Source organism: Candidatus Protofrankia datiscae (assembly GCF_000177615.2).
Taxonomy (GTDB): Bacteria; Actinomycetota; Actinomycetes; order Frankiales; family Frankiaceae; genus Protofrankia; species Protofrankia coriariae.
In genome coordinates this window covers 4,708,293-4,725,001 of sequence record NC_015656.1, presented here as the reverse complement: position 1 = coordinate 4,725,001, position 16,709 = coordinate 4,708,293, and the positions used below count along the sequence as shown (strand labels likewise).

The following is a 16,709-nucleotide window of genomic DNA, read 5'->3' as shown; positions in this document are numbered from 1 at the left end:
CACCACCGTCCACTTCACCACCGTCCACGGCGGGGGCGCGACGCTCGCCGGAACCTCCGGGAGATGGTCGTTGGTGAGCGACACGGCGTTCGCCCCGGGAGTGCCGGGGCCGGCATCGGCGCCTGACGGTCCCGTCCGCGCCTTCCTGCGGGTGGTGGTGATCGAGCACTCGGTGTTCGCGCTGCCGTTCGCCTACGTGGCGGCGCTCGCCGCGTCGTTCGAGGTCTCCCGCTCCGTGCACTGGCTGGACATCGCGCTGGTGACCGTCGCGATGGTCGCCGCCCGCACCTTCGCGATGGCGACCAACAGGATCATCGACCGGAAGATCGACGGACGTAATCCGCGGACGGCCGGCCGGGAGCTGGTCACCGGCGTGGTGTCGGTACGCACGGCCGCGGTCGGCGCCGTGATCGCCCTGGGTGTCTTCGCCGGGTCCGCCGCCGCGCTGTCCTGGCTCTGCCTGGCCCTCGCTCCGTTCGCGGTCGCCCCCCTGATCGTCTACTCGTACGCCAAGCGGTTCACCAACTTCCCGCACGCCGTCCTCGCGCTGGCCCAGGCGGTCGCACCGGTCGGTGCCTGGATCGCCATCACCGATCGCTGGTCGTGGGCCTCGGTCGTGCTCGGGCTCGCGGTCGGTACCTGGATAGCCGGCTTCGACCTGATCTACGCCTGTCAGGACGCCGAGGTCGACCGTGGCATCGGGGTGGGCTCGGTGCCGGCCCGGTTCGGGATCCGGGTGGCGTTGGCCGCCTCGGTCGTCACCCATGTCGTGACGTTCGCCCTGTTCGTCGTGTTCGGGCTGATGGAGGACTTCGGCGCGTGGTGGTGGGCGGGGCTGGTGGTGACCGCTGTCGCGTTCTGGTACGAGCACGCGATCGTCTCCGCGGACGACCTGTCCCGGGTGAACCGGGCCTTTCTGACGGCCAACGGGTTCGTCGGCATTGCCCTGTTCGGTTTCGCCGTCCTCGATTTCGTCTCCCGCGGCCTGGCCTGGTGACGGCCATGACGACCGCGGCTACCCCGTGACGACCGGGCCACTGCGGACGACGGTGCCATCGTGGACGACGGGGATCGCAGAGGACGTCATGATCGCCGGAAGTGCGGGAGGCGTCGAGAGCACGGGGTCGGGGTGCGTCCGGGCGACCACCGGCGTGAGCGAAGCGGGAAGGGTGGCCGCAGGTAAAAGAACGTCGGGGTGCGTCCGGCGACCACCGGCGTGGGGCGCATCCGGACAGCTGGCCGGATAGTCGGCAGCCGGACGGTCAGGCAGCCAGACGGTCAGGCAGCCGGACGGCCGGGCAGTCGGGCGGCCGGGCGGATAGTTGGGAGGACGGGTGCGTCTCGACAGCCGGGACGCGGTGCCGCCACGGCCGGGCGAAGGCGAACCGCGGCTACCGTGGGTGGTCGGTGTCAGCGGCGCGAGCGGGACGCCGTACGCGGCGTCGGTGCTGCGCGGCCTGCTGGACGCCGGGCTGCCGGTGGACCTGGTCGTCTCCCGGGCGGCCCGGCTCACCCTGTTGGACGAGACCGGGATCGCCTGGCGGGACAGCACCTGGCCACGGTCCCTGGCCAGCTGGCTCGGAGTCGACCCGTCCGTCATCTCCGCGGCGGCCGCGGCGGATCTGCTCCGTCACTGGTCCTGCGGTGACCTCGCCGCCGGCCCGAGCAGTGGCTCGTACCTGACCAGGGGGATGATCGTCGTCCCCGCGAGCACGGCCGCCGTGGCCGGGATCGCCCTCGGGTTGTCCAAGGACCTGCTGCAGCGTGCCGCCGATGTGACGCTGAAGGAAGGCCGTCGGCTGGTGGTCGTGCCCCGGGAGATGCCGTTCACCCGCTCGACCCTGCTGCACATGCTGTCCCTGCACGATGCCGGCGCGGTGGTGGCGGCCGCCAGCCCCGGCTTCTATGCCGGCGCGACCGACGCGCGCGCGCTCGTGGACTTCGTCGCCGGCAAGATCCTGGACGCGGCCGGGGTGCCCAACGACCTGCTGCGTCGCTGGACCGGCGAGCTCGGCGCCGCCCGCCGCCCACCCTCGTGACCGCCACGGATCCGGTGGGTCGTACCGTGAATTCGCGGGATCCGTACTCGTATCGGTTCGAGATGCCCGTCGGGAGACGCACACCGGACTGGGACAGAGGCGAGCATGACACACGACGCCGGCAGGAAGAGCGACGGGAAGCGGCGGACGAGAGGCAACGGCACGCGGGCCGTGCCTGCGGACCTGAACCGGACGCCGCGGCCTCGGACGCCCGCTTCCGGTGGCACCGCCGACGGTTCGGGTGCCCGGGTGAGCTGGCCCGCCGGGCGTCCCGTAGCCGGTCAGGCCACCCTCGGCCTGCGGGTGCAGTTGCCGTATTTCGCCGCGCGGATCGCGGCGCTGCTCGTGATGCTGACCATCCTGCTCATCCTGAGCGTCAATCCGCTCCTCGCGATCCTGGCCGGTCTCGTGATCGTGGGTGTGCTGACCTATCCGGTGGGCCGGTTGCAGCGCAGGGCCGCCCAGCAGGCCGCCGGCCGCGTCGGTGTCGGCGCGGGGCGCTGACGGCTGAGTACCCGCAGCCCCCGGAGGAACATGCGTGTAGTCCCGGGAGTCGGTAACCCCGGGGCGAACGGGTACGGGGTGGTGGTGTGGCCGTGCTCCTGGCCACGCTCCTGGTGGGACGGCCACGCTCCTGGTGGGACGCCGGTGGTCCCCGGGGCGAACGAGTCCTGAGCTGACGGCCGGTTGCCGGGGGAACCGGCAGCCGGGGGACCCGGTGGCTGGCCGTGCGCCGCAGTGATCTCTTCTTTATCATCCTCGCAGGCGCTTGGTCACTGAACGTGTTCTCGCGCATGCGGACGTGAGCGGACTAGTCACCACATGACCCCGATGTGTCACGCCCGAATTACCACTGAAGCAAGAACCTTCTGTATATTGACTGTCAACGCTCTGTGACAGGAGGCTCAGTGACAACGACACCAACACCACAATCCGCTCCGCTGCTGACACCGGCCGAGGTGGCGAGCATGTTCCGGGTCGACCCGAAGACGGTGACCCGCTGGGCCAAGACCGGGAAGCTGACCTCGATCCGTACCCTTGGTGGCCACCGGCGCTACCAGGAGGCGGAGGTCCGCGCGCTCCTCGCAGGGGTCTCGCCCGGGGACGGCCTGGCCTAGCCACCAGGCCGCCGCGTCCGGTGGATGCCGGGTGACACCCGCCGATCCACCGGACGCGGCCGGCTTGGCCCTCGGGTCGGCTTGGCCCTCGGACCGGCCGCCCAGGTCGCTGCACCCGTGGCCCGGAAGTTCGAGGCGCCACAGGTCACATGTCGGCGGGACGCGGCACCGGGCGGGACTACCCTCGTTCTCATGGACGTCGGGCTCAAGCGGGAGATCGAGGCGAAGGTACACGCCGGCGAACGGCTCAGCCGGGCGGACGGCGAAGCGCTCTACGCCAGCGACGAGCTGGCCTGGCTGGGGGAGTTGGCGCACTCCGTCCGCGTCCGCAAGAACGGGGATGCGACGCACTTCAACGTCAACCGGCATCTGAACCTCACGAACGTGTGCGCGGCATCCTGCGCCTACTGCTCGTTCCAGCGCAAACCGGGTGAGGCCGACGCGTACACGATGCGCATCGAAGAGGCGGTACGGCTGGCCAGGGCAATGGAGCCCGCCGGCATCACCGAACTGCACATCGTCAACGGCCTGCATCCCACGTTGCCGTGGCGCTACTATCCGCGTTCGCTGCGTGAGCTGTCGAAGGCGCTGCCGGGTGTGGCGCTCAAGGCGTTCACGGCCACCGAGATCCACTGGTTCGAGAAGATCAGCGGCCTGCCCGCGGAGGAGATCCTCGACGAGCTGATCGACGCCGGCCTGGAGTCGCTGACCGGAGGCGGGGCGGAGATCTTCGACTGGGAGGTCCGCCAGCACATCGTGGGACACGAGACGCACTGGGAGGACTGGTCGCGCATCCACCGCCTCGCCCACTCCAAGGGCCTGCGGACGCCGGCCACCATGCTCTACGGCCACATCGAACAGCCACGGCACCGGGTCGACCACGTACTGCGGCTGCGCGAGCTGCAGGACGAGACCGGCGGGTTCGTGGTGTTCATCCCGTTGCGCTTCCAGCACGACGCGGCCGGTGACCCGCGTAACCGGCTCATGAACCAGCCGATGGCAACCGGGGCCGAGGCGCTGAAGACGTTCGCGGTGTCCCGGCTGCTCTTCGACAACATCGATCACATCAAGTGCTTCTGGGTGATGCACGGCCTGACCACCGCCCAGCTCGCCCTGAACTTCGGCGCGGACGACCTGGACGGCTCCGTCGTCGAATACAAGATCACTCATGATGCCGACGGTTTCGGGACGCCGGACACGATGACCCGAGAGGACCTGCTCGAGGTGATCAGGGACGCAGGCTTCCGCCCGGTGGAGCGGGACACCCGGTATCGCGTGATCCGTGAGTTCGACGGCCCCGACTCCAGCCGTCGGGATCTTCCCCAGGAGATCAACGCCTGAAACGCCAGTTATGTGACCATGTGTAGCGATACAGTCGACGACCAACGTCAACGGGCGCCGGCCAGCAGAGAAGATCGCCGCGAGTTTGTCGTCAGGTACGCCCATCGGGCTGAAAAGCGTACCGAACGACGAACTCGCCTGGATCAGGCTCCACGTGGGTGGTCGCGGATGGTGTCCGTACCGCGTGGCTGGCGCTCCAGCGCGATGGCCGCCGACGTCGACCGGGTTCGGGCGGCATGATTCTTGGTTCTTGTGACCCGGACGTCGCTCCAGCGACATCGAAACCACAACGATCACAGCGTCGTGGGGCGATGAAGGCATGTGCTCACGGCACCAGCCGAAGGCGGCGCGATCGTTGTGTCGCGTTGCCGGAGGCTTGGAGGGGGCGCAACCGAAGGCGGCGCGATGATGTTCATCGTGCTTCCGGAGGTGCGCGGAGGACTACTAGCCGAAGGCGGCTTGATCATGAATGGTGACCGGTCGGACAACCGGCTGAACGATCGCCCGTCCGGCCCGGACAGCCGGCTGCCGCAGTCGGTTCCGCCCGTCCGGTCGGACGCGGCAGCCGGGGCGCCACGACCTGCCGCGTCGGCTCCGTCGGCCCCGTCCACTCCGCGGCCCGGGGCGCCGCGGCCGGCTCCGTCGGCGCGCCGTGTCCTGCCGCGGGGATCCGCGGGGATCGGTTCCATCTTCACGCTGGCTTTCCTGGCGATTCTGCTGCCGGGCGTGGCCGCGTACGCGCTGCTGCGGCTCGCAGGCCTGGCGATCGGGCCGGCCGGCCTGCTCGGCCTGCTGGTGATGTTCGTCTGCCTGGGGCTGTATCCGTCCCTGCTGCAACGTCTCGGCTGGGTGCCTCGGCGCCGTGCCCGCCGGACGAGATGACGGCCGGTGGCGGGATGGCTGCCGGCCGCGGGGCCGCGGGCGGCGACCGGCGGTGCGGCGGTGCGGCGGCGGTGGGCTACGGGGAACGGCCGGTGGCGGGATGAGGCCGGTGGTGAGATCGGGATAAGGCCGGCGGCGAGGTGAGCCTGGTGGGGCACAGGCCGCGGAACCCGCCCATGCCGTCCGGCGTATACGAGATGACGGGGCGTGGGAGGAGACTGGGCGGAAGGACGGTGAGGCGGGAGGGCGAGGGGACGGGAAGACGGGAAGGGATGAAGCAGCCGTGTATGTCCGGCCACCGGGAACCGCCCGGAGGCCGGGGAGCGGGAGGATTTGTGGATCTTCAAAAGCGAGTGGCGGGCAGGTGGGGGCGGGCCCCGCGCCAACGGCCGGCCGGGCTGTCGCCGTCTGGGTCACCGTCACCGTACGGATCGCCGTCACCGTACAGGGCATCGTCGTCCGGGTCATCACCGTCAGCTGGACCGCTGCCGTCCAGGCCGGGGCTGCTCGCCATCAACGCCCGTTACTTCGCGTTGCGGACTGTCATCTTCGCCGCTGTGCTGACGGTCGTGCTGCTCGTGGGCCTGCACTGGCTGCTTGGTTTTGCCGTCGCGGTGGTCCTCAGCGGGCTGGTGAGCTATCCGCTGGCGATCCGTCAGCGCCGGGCGGTGCTCGATGCCCTCGAGCAACGACGCGGTTGGCTGCGTTGAGCGGCGAGCCATCCCGGGAGCACGACGCCGCGAGAAAGCGTGACGCCACCCGGGAGCACGACGCCGCATCCCAGCCTGATATCACCGAAAAGTGTAGTTCTGTACCGCAGCGTGACGTTACGCAGCGGCGCGATGTCACGCAAGCGGCCGTTGACGTCACGAAAATAACCAGCGATGTCGTGCAGGTGACCAGCGATGTCACGCAGGTGCCCGGCCAGGAGGCCGGGCACACGGTGCCGCCGTCGCTGCCGACTCAGAGCTCGCAGCCTGCCGCGCCTGTGCCCGTCGCGCCGGTGTCGGTTCTGTCCGTGCCGGCGTCCGCTTTCAGGCGGCCGCGGGTCGGCCACATCCAGTTTCTCAACTGTCTCCCGCTCTACTGGGGCCTGGTGAACTCCGGCGCGGTACTGGACGTCGAACTGACCAAGGACACCCCCGACCGGCTCAACGAGGCGCTGGTGGCGGGCGATCTCGACATAGGCCCGATCAGCCTGGTCGAGTATCTGCGGCACGCCGACGAACTTGTCGTCCTGCCGGACCTCGCGGTTGGCTCCGACGGCCCGGTACTGTCGGTGGTGCTCGCCAGCGCCGTGCCGGTGGACCGGATTCGATCGGTGGCCCTGGGTTCCACGTCGCGGACGAGTGTGCTGCTCGCGCAGATGCTGCTGGAGGATCGGCTGGGGCTGTGGCCGACCTATACGATCATGCCGCCTGATCTGCCTCTGATGCTGCGTGAGGCTGATGCCGCTGTGCTGATCGGTGACGTGGCCCTGCGGGCCACCTATGACGCCGAGCGCGCCGGGGAGGCGCATCCGCTGCATGTCGTCGACCTGGGCGCGGCCTGGCGGGACTGGTCGGGGCTGCCGATGGTGTTCGCGGTGTGGGCGGCGCGCCGTGACTTCGCCCAGGCCCGCCCGGGGGTGGTCAAGGAGGTGCACGACGCCTTCCGGGGCAGCCTCGATCTCGCGTTGCGCCAGGTGGACGCCGTGGCCCGGCACGCGGCGCGCTGGGAGGTTTTCGACGTGGCGACGCTGACGCGGTACTTCACCACGCTGGATTTCTCCCTGGGGGAGCGTCAGCTCGAGGGAATAACGGCTTTCGCCCGGCGGGCGGCGGCACGGGACGCCGTTCCGGCGGACGTGAACGTGCTGTTCGCCAACGGATAAGTGCGGGCGGACAGGTACGGGCGGATACGAACGGCCGAACAGGTGCCGGTACGAACCGGTACGGGATAAGGCGCCGCACCGGTCGCCATCCGTCATAACGTGTCTCATCGCCTGCGGTGACACGATATTTTGTTCATAACGATATATTCCGCTGCCGGTGGTGGCGCGACCCGTTGTTTCTGGTGCCGTCTCCCGAAGGAGGCGGATCCCGCCGTCGAGGATCTGACCGTCGCGGTTTGTGGGGCGAAGCCCGTTGCTCGTCGGTTTCGTTGTTCTCGGCGGCGCGCCCCCGCGCGCCAACGGTCGCGTATGAGGAGGACGAGGGGTACGGGGGCGGCCGTCTGGATCGAACGGCATGGACGTGCGTCCGCGCGTGTCGGCACCGACATCGGCGGCACCGGCGGCACCGGCGGCATCGGTGGCACCGGCGGCATCGGTGGCATCGGTGGCATCGGTGCCGGCGGCCGTGCTGCCGGCTCATCCCTGGCGGCGGTCCTCGGTGGCCACGCGTGGAATCCGGTGGCCAACCGTACCCGGACGTTCGCGGAGTCCGGTGGGTTGCCTACAGCCTGTGACACCGGCGCGGATGTCACGTCGGTACGGGCGGCCCGGCGCAGCGGTCTGGAACAGTGGCCCGGCGCAGTGGCCCGGCACAGGCGACGCTCCGGTGCGGCGATGGTCCGCGGACGCCGCCCGGCCGGATGCCGCCGTCACGCTGGGTCAGCGCCTGCCGCTCGGCCCACCCCTGGGGATGATCATATAGGTGCCGTCGGCGCGGGTGAACCGGAACCCGGGGCACGGCCCGACTCGGGCCCAGCTCAGGGCGTGGCCCCACGGACCCGGCTCGGGATCAAGGTGGTGATCCTGGCGCGCGCTCAAACAGGGCGTGGCCCCAACGGATCCGGCTCGGGACGTTAGCCCGCCAGGCGGGCCCGGGGCACAGCCCCACCGATCAGGCTCGGGATGCGGCCCGCCAATATGCAGGGTGCTGTGGATGCCGGACCAGGAACTCGCGCGGCCCGTACGGGCCATGGCCCTTGTGGACCCCCGCTGGCCCCTTGGACCCCTATTGACCCCAATGGGTAGAGCGCCGCGGATGCCCCGCCGGTGCGGGTGGGCCGGGCGGCCGGGTGCGGGCCGGTGAGCCGACCGACATCGGATCCGCCGGTTCGGGCGGCCGAAGGTTACCGGCAGCCGTCATCGGTGTTGCCGCCGGCCGGACATCGATGACAATCCACGCACGGTCGTTCCGCATCGTTTCGCGATTATGAACAGGTGTGATTGTGGGTGTCCGGTGCCAGTGGATGTCCTCCCTTTGCCGGTAGCTGTCCTCCCTTTGGGGGATTCGCCGGGGGGCTAGCTCCGGAAACCATCCTGAATGACGATGGGCGGGTGGTACCGGCACAGCGTAGAACGTCGGATATGGACGGAGAGCCAGGTGTGCAGGACGCCGTCCGCGTCGTGGTGGCCGACGATGCCGACGGCGTACGCGATCTCGTTTGTCTCCTGTTGGACATGGAGCCCGATTTCGTGATCGTCGGCCGGGCCAGGGACGGGGCCGAGGCAATTGAGATCGTTTCGCGTACCGACCCCGACCTCGTCCTGCTGGACGTCGCCATGCCCGTCATGGACGGCCTCACGGCGTTACCCGTGATTCGCCGGACGGTGCCCCGGGCCCGGGTCGTCATCTTCACCGGTTTCTCCGAGCGGGCTCTGGGCGAACAGGCTTCGACGCTCGGCGCGCACGCCCTGATCGAGAAGGGCCTCGCCATCGACAGCCTGGTTGACCGCCTGCGGGACGTGTGCGGACGTGCCCCCGTCCGAACCGTCGCAAGCCGGCCGGTCCAGAGCTGAACCATCGGCCGGCCCAGGGCACGACCGGGCTGACCGATCCCGCGCCGGACCGTCGACCGGCCGCGGCTCGCGCGAGGCGGTCCGCCGAGCGCACGACGGCAGTCAGGCGACGGCAGTCAGGCGACGATGGTGCCAGGCTGCGGCCCCGCACCGAGCCGGCGGCGCCGTGACCAGTCGAGATCTGTCCGACCGGTCGATCTGTTTATTGTCGTTGACCCGTTTATCCACCGGTCTGCTGAACAATGAAATCGGATGGCCCGGACGACCGGCCGGCATCCATCCAACGGCATCCATCAAAATTTTGGACGCTCCGTAATTTTATCCTGATTCTGGGTGCATTCGCTGTCTTGCGGGCGCTCGATGTGAAAGCATGGGCCCGTGACCGCACGCCCGGATCTCCGTCTGACCGGTTCAGGCATGACGGACTTTGGTTCGGACCTCCCGTGGGACGGCTTCACGCCCGTCGGCCACACCTCGGCGGACTTCGCGACCCTGGTCGACTTCGGACTGGTTGCGCGCCTGCATGTCGACCTGCTCAGGGTCGCCAGCGCGGTCTGTCCGCGTCACATCTGACCTTTCCGCCGCTGACCTTTCCGTCGCGCCACCTCATGCTGTCGGCATGTTGTCGGCGCACCCCGCACACGGTTGCGAGAGATTCGATGACGACCCCCGCACGCTCCCGTTCCGCGCGCCCGTCCCGTCCGAAGGGGCAGGGCCAGTGGGCGCTTGGCCACCTGGAGCCCCTCAACCCCAACGAGCGGATGAAGAAGGACCAGGACGGCCTGGCCGTCCGGGACCGGATCCTCAACCGTTACCCGTACACGGGCTTCGCCGGCATCGATCCCCAGGATCTTCGGGGGCGGTTCCGCTGGTGGGGGCTGTACACCCAGCGCAGGGAGGGTATCGACGGCGGCAAGACAGCCGTCCTGGAGCCCGAGGAGCTCGAGGCGCCGTTCTTCATGCAGCGCATCCGCCTCGACGGTGGCCGGCTGACCAGCGACCAGCTCCGCGTCGTCGCCGGGATCTCCACCCGCTACGGGCGGGACGTCGCCGACGTCACCGACCGGCAGAACATCCAGCTCCACTGGATCCGCATCGAGGACGTGTCGGCGATCTGGGCGGCGCTCGAGGGCGCCGGGCTGACGACGGCCGAGGCATGCGGTGACACCCCCCGCGTCATTCTCGGCTGCCCGCTCGCCGGCGTCGACGGCGACGAGGTCATCGACGCCACCCCGGCGATCGAGGAGACCGTCCGGCGCTACGTGGGCGACGAGTCCCTGAGCAACCTGCCGCGCAAGTTCAAAAGCGCCATCTCCGGCTGCGCCGACCACTGCACGCTGCACGAGATCAACGACATCGCGTTCGTCGGTGTCGTTCACCCCGAGTTCGGTGCCGGCTACGACCTGTGGGTCGGCGGCGGCCTGTCGACCAACCCGAAGCTGGGGGTCAGGCTCGGCACCTTCGTGCCGCCCGACCGGGTCGCCGAGGTCTGGCACGCCGTGGCCAGCCTGTTCCGGGACTACGGCTACCGGCGGATGCGCACCCGGGCCCGGCTGAAGTTCCTGGTGGCCGACATGGGGCCCGAGTGGGTCCGCGCCACCCTGGAGAAGGAGTACCTGGCCACGGCGCTGCCCGACGGCCCACCCCCGGCGCCGCCGCGTAACGAGGGACGTGACCACATCGGCGTCCACCAGCAGCGCGACGGCCGCTTCGCGGTCGGCTTCGCCCCCCGCGCCGGACGGCTGAGCGGTACCACGCTCGCCGCCGTCGCCGACCTCTCCGACCGTTTCGCCGCCGGCCGCATCCGAGCGACGACCACGCAGAAGCTGGTCATCCTCGACGTCGACCCGGCCCGGGTCGACGAGCTGGAGGCCGAGCTCACCGCGCTCGACCTGGTCGTGCGGCCGAGTGTGTTCCGGCGCGGCACCATGGCCTGTACCGGTATCCAGTTCTGCAAGCTCGCCATCGTCGAGACCAAAGGGAAGGCCGGTTCGCTGATCGACGAGCTCGAGCGCCGCCTGCCGGACTTCGACGAACCGATCGGCATCCACGTCAACGGCTGCCCCAACGCCTGCGCGCGTTTCCAGGTCGCCGACATCGGGCTCAAGGGCTCCCTGGTGCCGGACGCCTCCGGGGAACTCGTCGAGGGGTTCCAGATCCATCTCGGTGGTCATCTCGGCACCCGGTCGCGGCTCGGTCGGAAGTCCCGAGGGCTGAAGGTCACCTCCGTCGGGGTCGTCGACTACGTAGACGGCCTGCTGCGCGCCTACTCCGCGGACCGCGGTGCGGGCGAGTCCTTCGCGGACTGGGTGGAAAGGGTGGACGAGTCCGCGCTCTCCGTCGCATCCGTGCGAGCCGGCGTCCCCGGTGGTGCCGGCGTCTCCGATGGGGGCCGGACAGCCGGCGGGGGCCGTGCGCCTGGCGATACCGAGGCCGGCGATACCGCGGCCGGCGGGGCCGGTTCGGCGGCGGGCACGCCGGGCGAGCGCGGTGGCGGCAGCTGATGGCCAGCGCGCATTCGGTCCCGTTCTACTGCCCATACTGCGGCGAGGAGGACCTTGTCCCCTACCTGCCGGCCGAGGCCGGGGAAGCCTCCGCTGGATCCGGGCACGGCCAGTGGTCGTGCGGTAGCTGTCGACGGGCGTTCCGGCTGAGCCTGACCGCGCTCGCGGTCGCGGTGACGCCAGCCGCGTCGGGCACTGAACCCGTCGGGCACTGAATCCATCCGGCGCTGAACCACGGGTGGGTCCCCACACCCCAGCGGCCCGCCGGCAGGAACCCATCCGGCACTGAACCCGTTCGGTGCCGTCCCGCCCGGCCCCTGCCCAGACCCGCGCTTGTCTGGTCCGGCAGCGGCCTGTTCGGCATACAGGGAGAACGGCAGCCGCCGCGGCAACGGTCGCGGCAACGCAAGGAGGGACACTGATGGACACCGCACTGAAGGCCCGGGCCCTACACGCCGGCGACGAGCTGGCGGGCGCGCCGGCCGAGGAGATCCTGGGCTGGGCGGTGGAGTGGTTCGGTACCGGGCTCGCCGTCGCCGCCTCCATGGCCGAAGCGGTGCTCGTCGACATGCTCTCCCGGATCCGCTCGGACGTCCCGGTGATATTCATCGATACCGGCTACCATTTCGCCGAGACGATCGGCACCCGGGACGCGGTCCGGCACCGCTACGGCCTGCCGCTGATCAGTGCGGCCCCGCAGCTCACCGTGGCCGGCCAGGACGCCGTGTACGGACCGCGGCTGTTCGAGCGTGACCCGGACCAGTGCTGCCGGATGCGCAAGGTCGTGCCCCTGGACCGGGCACTCGCGCCGTACCAGGCCTGGGCGGCGGGCTCACGGCGGGCCGAGAGCGCCAGCCGCGGGAACCTGCCGGTCGTGGGGTGGGACGAGCGCCGCGGCAAGGTGAAGATCCATCCGTTGGCGGCATGGACGGACGAGGACGTCGAGCGTTACGTCCGCGAGCACGGCATCATCGTCAACCCGTTGCTCTCCGACGGTTACGACTCGGTCGGCTGCTGGCCGTGCACCCAGCGCGGCCAGGGACGTGCCGGCCGCTGGGTCGGTTCAACCAAAACCGAATGCGGCATCCACTGAGCCCCTGAGCCTTCTGCCTGTTCCTCTTCGCCTTTCTTCTTTCCGCCGCTGTCTCGGATCTCCTTTCCGGAAGCCGTCGGTGACGACTGCCCGCCCCGGCCTGGCGAGGCGCGTTACCGCGGGAGTCGTAGGTGGAAACCGTCGCTACGGTAGCCTTTTTCACCTACGGCTTCCGCGGCCGTAGGTGAAAATCGCTGTGGTAGCAACGGTTTCCACCTACTGGCCGACCGGGTTCGTGCCCGGGGTGCGGGGTGCGCGTGGGCGGTAGCGTCGCAGGGATGAGCGAGGGTCAGCGCGGCAGCGGTGGGGCTGAGGTGAGGCTGGTGAGGTGCCGGGAGGTCGGAGCGCTCGGCCCTGGCCCACGGGAGGGTACGGCGGCGGTGAGGTTGATGACCTACCGGGGGCTGACCCGCCTGGGCAGGAGATCGTGAACGGTCCGGAGCGCTCCCACGGCGAGGTCTGGCTGGTCGGGGCAGGGCCTGGTGATCCAGGGTTGCTCACTGTCCGCGGTCGGGAACTGCTCGGTGCGGCCGATGTCGTCGTCACCGATCGCCTGGTGTCCACTGACGTTCTCGGATACGTCCGGCCCGAGGCGGAGATTGTTTACAGCGGCAAGAGCGCTGGCGCGCTTACTCGCACCCAGGAGGGCATCAACGCGCTGCTGGTCGAACGGGCACTCGCGGGCCGCAGGGTCGTCCGGCTCAAGGGCGGGGACCCGTTCCTGCTCGGCCGTGGCGGCGAGGAGGCGGAAGCGTGCCGGCTCGCCGGGGTGCGCTGCACCGTTGTCCCGGGAGTGCCCTCGGCGTTCGCGGCCCCCGCCTATGCAGGTATTCCGGTCACCCACCGTGGCGTCGCGCAGGATGTCGCGGTCGTCTCCGGTCATCTGCGGCCAGGGCATCCCGACTCCACCGTCGACTGGGCGGCACTCGGCGCGTCCCGGATGACCATCGTTGTGCTGATGGGGGTTGCCCGGCTCGCCGACGTCACCGCGGCCCTCATCGAGGGCGGGCGGTCACCCGACACGCCTGTCGCGGTGATCGAACGCGCCACCACGCCGGCGCAGCGGGTCGTGCGCGGCACCCTCGACACGATCGTGGTCGACGCGGTTGCGCGGGGTGTGCGATCACCAGCTGTTGTGGTGATCGGTGACGTCGCGGCCCGTCACGACGCGGTACCCCGGATCCTCCCGCCTCCGGACAGCGACAACCACGGCTGCCGTCCCCGTGCTGTCAACGGCGACGGCAGCCTCGCCGGCACCGGCACCGGCACCGGCACCGGTGGCAACGGTGCGGGCCCCAGCGACGCCAACAACCGGCCGGACCGGGCGACGGTGAGACCGCGCTTCTGGAATGGAGCCGGCCCCGGTGACACCGACAGCCCCGACGGTGACACTGCCAGCCTCCGCAATCCCAACATTTACGCCACAACGGACAGTTGTGATGATTCGCGTGGATTCGCCGCCGGCTCGCCGGCTGTGGACGCCGGTGCCGGCCGTCCGCTGGCGGGAGTCCGGGTTCTCGTCCCGCGGACGAGACCGCGTCCCGGGCTGTTGGCCACCCGGTTGCGCGCGCTCGGCGCGGACGCCGTGGAGAGCACGGTCTCGCGTCCCGGGCCGGTGGCCGACCCGGCGCCGCTGCTGGCTGCGCTCACCGACGCGGACGCGCTGGTGCTGGCGGGCGTCGCGGAGGTCGCGGCGGTGGTCGCGCTGCTGCGCCGGGCGGGCCACGACATCCGGGCGCTTGCCGGGCTCGTGCTGGTGGCCGCCGACGCCGAGGCGGAGGTCGCGTTGGAGGCCCTTGGGCTGGCCTGCGTCCGGCCGCCCGTCAGCGCCTGTGACGCGGGGCCCGCCGGTAGTTCGGAGCCAGCCGACCCCCGCGGCGCACAGCCACGGACCGTGGAGCCCACCGGCACGCAGCGGGCGGGATCATCCGCTGACGTGCGGGGCACGGGCTCTGTCGGTGCGCGGAGCACGGAGTCCGCTGATGTGCGGAGCACGGAGCCTTCCCGCGGGCGGGACAGGCGCCGGCTGCCACTCGGCTCCGGGGTGGTGAGTGGCAGCGTCCGGGTGGTGGTGTGCGCGTCCGCGTCGCCGCCCGCCGGAGCGGAAACAGTGCGTCGGATCAGCCTCCTGACCGATGTCGACGCCGAACCCGATCCGCGGATCGTCGAGGAGATCCGGCACGGCGATCTGCACGCGGTGGCGTTCGCGTCGTCGACCGCTGTCCGCGCGACCGTCGCGCTGTACGGCTCCCTACCGGATGGGATCATGGTGGCCGCGATAGGGCGGCGCACCGTCGAGGCCTGCCGGCACGCCGGCGTCCGGGTGGACGCGGTGGCGACCGAACCCGGCATCCATCCCCTGGCCGCGGCGGTCGCCGACGCCGTCACCAGGGCCCGCTCGGCTGAAGCGTCAGCCAGCCAACGCGGATCCGTCCCGAAATCAATCAAAAACAGATGATCGAATACTGCCGGACCATGCGAACGAGGGATCAAACGGTCGCTGCGGCAGCCGTTTCGACCCTCTTTGTCCTGTTTGAGGATTGTCCTGATCGGGACGGGGCAGGGTGCGGTGGGGTGAGACGAGACGGGTGGTCGGCTGATCGGTGTTCGGGGGTCTGGTCGGGGCGTGAGCTCGTTCGGGGTGGGCGCGGGGCTGGTGCGAGCGGGTCGGTGCCTGCCACCGCTGTCGTCGAGCGTCACATCCAGTGATGAATTAAGTGATATCTGTCATCGGTGTCATCGGAGTCCGTCCGGCCAGGGCTCGTCCGGGGCGAAGGCATGGCCGGTGAGGGCGTCGTCGATGCGGGCGGTGACGGCGGTCAGTACGCCGGGATGCAGCCCGAGCGGCGCGGTCAGCGTCCAGCGGGTGTGCGGGAAGCGCTCCCGGGCCCGGGCGAGGGCGGCCGGGATGTCCCGCGACGTGTGGCTGCCGTCGAACAGGAAGAACGGGTGGGCCACGATCTCGGTGCAGCCGGCGGCGGCCAGGTTGGCGTAGCCGGTCATGATGTCGGGCTGGACCACGTCCAGAAAGGCCGGCTCCACGGCGTGCCAGCGGATCTGACGGTGACCACCCGTCACGCCAGGACCGGGCTCGGCATACGGGGTTTCGAACTCGCAGGACGAGGCCTCAAGATCGGCAGATACGGTGCCCGGTGCCGGATCGCGCATGGGGCCCGTCACACGCCTGGAAGCATCGAACGACCCGGAAGTATCGGATGATCCGGAAGTATCAGACGGCCCGGAAGCGCTGGACCGGCCGGACGGGTGGGACAGGCGGGACGAGCCGGACGGGTCAAGCACGGGAGTTGCCCCCCGCCCGAGCGCGGAAGCCGCTTCCTGCCTGAGCGCGCAGGCCGCGGCCTGGCCGGCTGCGGAGGGTGCGACCTGGTCGGGTGCGGGAGGTGCGACCTGACCGGATGTGGAGCCGGAAGCGGAGGCTGTGAGACGGCCGGATGTGGCGGTCACGGCTCGGCCGGGTGCGGCGAGCGCGGCGCCGGGTGCGGCGGCGGTGGCCCGGCCAGGTGTGCTGAGCAGGCGTGCGACCTCGCGGACGGTTGCGTTCGCCTCGTCCCGCCGTGAGCCGTGCCCGATCACCAGTAGACCCCGCATGCCCACCAGTCTGCGCCGGCGGCGCGCTCGTCGGGTAATGGCGCGTTCGTCGGGAGTACGGGTATACGGTCGCACCGCCGCACCGCCGATGGCCGCCCCCGCCAGGATGCGATCACGTGGGAGATATCGGGGGTGCCGGTCGTACCGCCGCTGGCTGCTCGACGGTAACGGCCCATTCGTCGGGCGACCACCGAGGGTGAATGGTGGTCTCGTCGTATAACGGCGGCGTTGTGCCGGATGGTGATCTGGTCCCGCCGGATGACTCATCGGTGTGACGGCGGGGCCCAGGCGTCGTCAGCCAGGTCGGTGATGTCGTTGTCGGGCTGCCCCTCCGGGCGGTGGCCGCGTTGCCGGGTCTGGCCGTGCGGGTCCGGTCGGATGGCGATTCAGCCGGAC

General features: G+C 70.4%; 15 protein-coding genes. 14 read left to right on the top strand and 1 reads right to left on the bottom strand.

Going from position 1 to position 16,709, the window contains the following annotated elements; translation table 11 throughout:
- Positions 1-73: 73 nt before the first annotated feature.
- The 14 genes from mqnP to cobA all read left to right on the top strand — a co-directional run bounded on the left by mqnP (position 74) and on the right by cobA (position 15,162).
- Positions 74-997 (top strand): menaquinone biosynthesis prenyltransferase MqnP, encoded by a 924-nt coding sequence (mqnP, locus tag FSYMDG_RS19855; protein WP_013875178.1) that lies wholly within the window; start codon positions 74-76, stop codon positions 995-997.
- 337 nt (positions 998-1,334) lie between these two features.
- Positions 1,335-2,039 (top strand): UbiX family flavin prenyltransferase, encoded by a 705-nt coding sequence (locus tag FSYMDG_RS19850; protein WP_013875177.1) that lies wholly within the window; start codon positions 1,335-1,337, stop codon positions 2,037-2,039.
- A gap of 105 nt (positions 2,040-2,144) precedes the next feature.
- Positions 2,145-2,543 carry a hypothetical protein gene (locus FSYMDG_RS23460; protein ID WP_013875176.1) on the top strand — a complete coding sequence of 133 codons (399 nt, stop codon included), beginning with the start codon at positions 2,145-2,147 and terminating at the stop codon, positions 2,541-2,543.
- 404 nt (positions 2,544-2,947) lie between these two features.
- The gene (locus FSYMDG_RS19840; RefSeq protein ID WP_013875175.1) at positions 2,948-3,157 is read left to right on the top strand and encodes a BldC family transcriptional regulator; all 210 of its coding nucleotides are present in this window, start codon (positions 2,948-2,950) and stop codon (positions 3,155-3,157) included.
- Positions 3,158-3,349: 192 nt separating this feature from the next.
- Positions 3,350-4,498 (top strand): aminofutalosine synthase MqnE, encoded by a 1,149-nt coding sequence (gene mqnE, locus FSYMDG_RS19835; protein ID WP_043607184.1) that lies wholly within the window; start codon positions 3,350-3,352, stop codon positions 4,496-4,498.
- Between the two features lie 726 nt (positions 4,499-5,224).
- Entirely contained in the window at positions 5,225-5,380 is a 156-nt protein-coding gene (locus FSYMDG_RS28850) for a hypothetical protein (RefSeq protein WP_237702868.1), read from the top strand.
- Positions 5,381-5,913: 533 nt separating this feature from the next.
- A complete protein-coding gene (locus FSYMDG_RS19825; RefSeq protein ID WP_235433255.1) occupies positions 5,914-6,090 on the top strand; it encodes a hypothetical protein in 177 nt (58 codons plus the stop codon).
- A gap of 278 nt (positions 6,091-6,368) precedes the next feature.
- Positions 6,369-7,253, top strand: coding sequence for a menaquinone biosynthetic enzyme MqnA/MqnD family protein (locus FSYMDG_RS19820; RefSeq protein WP_431307100.1), 885 nt, complete (start codon positions 6,369-6,371; stop codon positions 7,251-7,253).
- 1,440 nt (positions 7,254-8,693) lie between these two features.
- Positions 8,694-9,107, top strand: coding sequence for a response regulator transcription factor (locus tag FSYMDG_RS19810; protein ID WP_013875170.1), 414 nt, complete (start codon positions 8,694-8,696; stop codon positions 9,105-9,107).
- A 417-nt stretch (positions 9,108-9,524) separates the two neighbouring features.
- Complete coding sequence (locus FSYMDG_RS26470) at positions 9,525-9,680, top strand: putative leader peptide (protein ID WP_013875169.1); 156 nt, start codon at positions 9,525-9,527, stop codon at positions 9,678-9,680.
- A gap of 86 nt (positions 9,681-9,766) precedes the next feature.
- Positions 9,767-11,611: a nitrite/sulfite reductase gene (locus FSYMDG_RS19805; protein WP_013875168.1), complete on the top strand. Its 1,845-nt coding sequence runs from the start codon at positions 9,767-9,769 to the stop codon at positions 11,609-11,611.
- Positions 11,611-11,826: a hypothetical protein gene (locus FSYMDG_RS24915; RefSeq protein WP_013875167.1), complete on the top strand. Its 216-nt coding sequence runs from the start codon at positions 11,611-11,613 to the stop codon at positions 11,824-11,826. The genes FSYMDG_RS19805 and FSYMDG_RS24915 overlap by 1 nt, the downstream gene beginning before the upstream one ends.
- Positions 11,827-12,032: 206 nt before the next feature.
- Entirely contained in the window at positions 12,033-12,704 is a 672-nt protein-coding gene (locus FSYMDG_RS19800) for a phosphoadenylyl-sulfate reductase (RefSeq protein ID WP_013875166.1), read from the top strand.
- Between the two features lie 427 nt (positions 12,705-13,131).
- A complete protein-coding gene (cobA, locus tag FSYMDG_RS24910; protein ID WP_013875165.1) occupies positions 13,132-15,162 on the top strand; it encodes a uroporphyrinogen-III C-methyltransferase in 2,031 nt (676 codons plus the stop codon).
- 278 nt (positions 15,163-15,440) lie between these two features.
- Here cobA and FSYMDG_RS19790 read toward each other — a convergent pair whose 3' ends face one another.
- Positions 15,441-15,782 carry a sirohydrochlorin chelatase gene (locus FSYMDG_RS19790; RefSeq protein ID WP_349304131.1) on the bottom strand — a complete coding sequence of 114 codons (342 nt, stop codon included), beginning with the start codon at positions 15,780-15,782 and terminating at the stop codon, positions 15,441-15,443.
- Between the last annotated feature and the right edge of the window lie 927 nt (positions 15,783-16,709).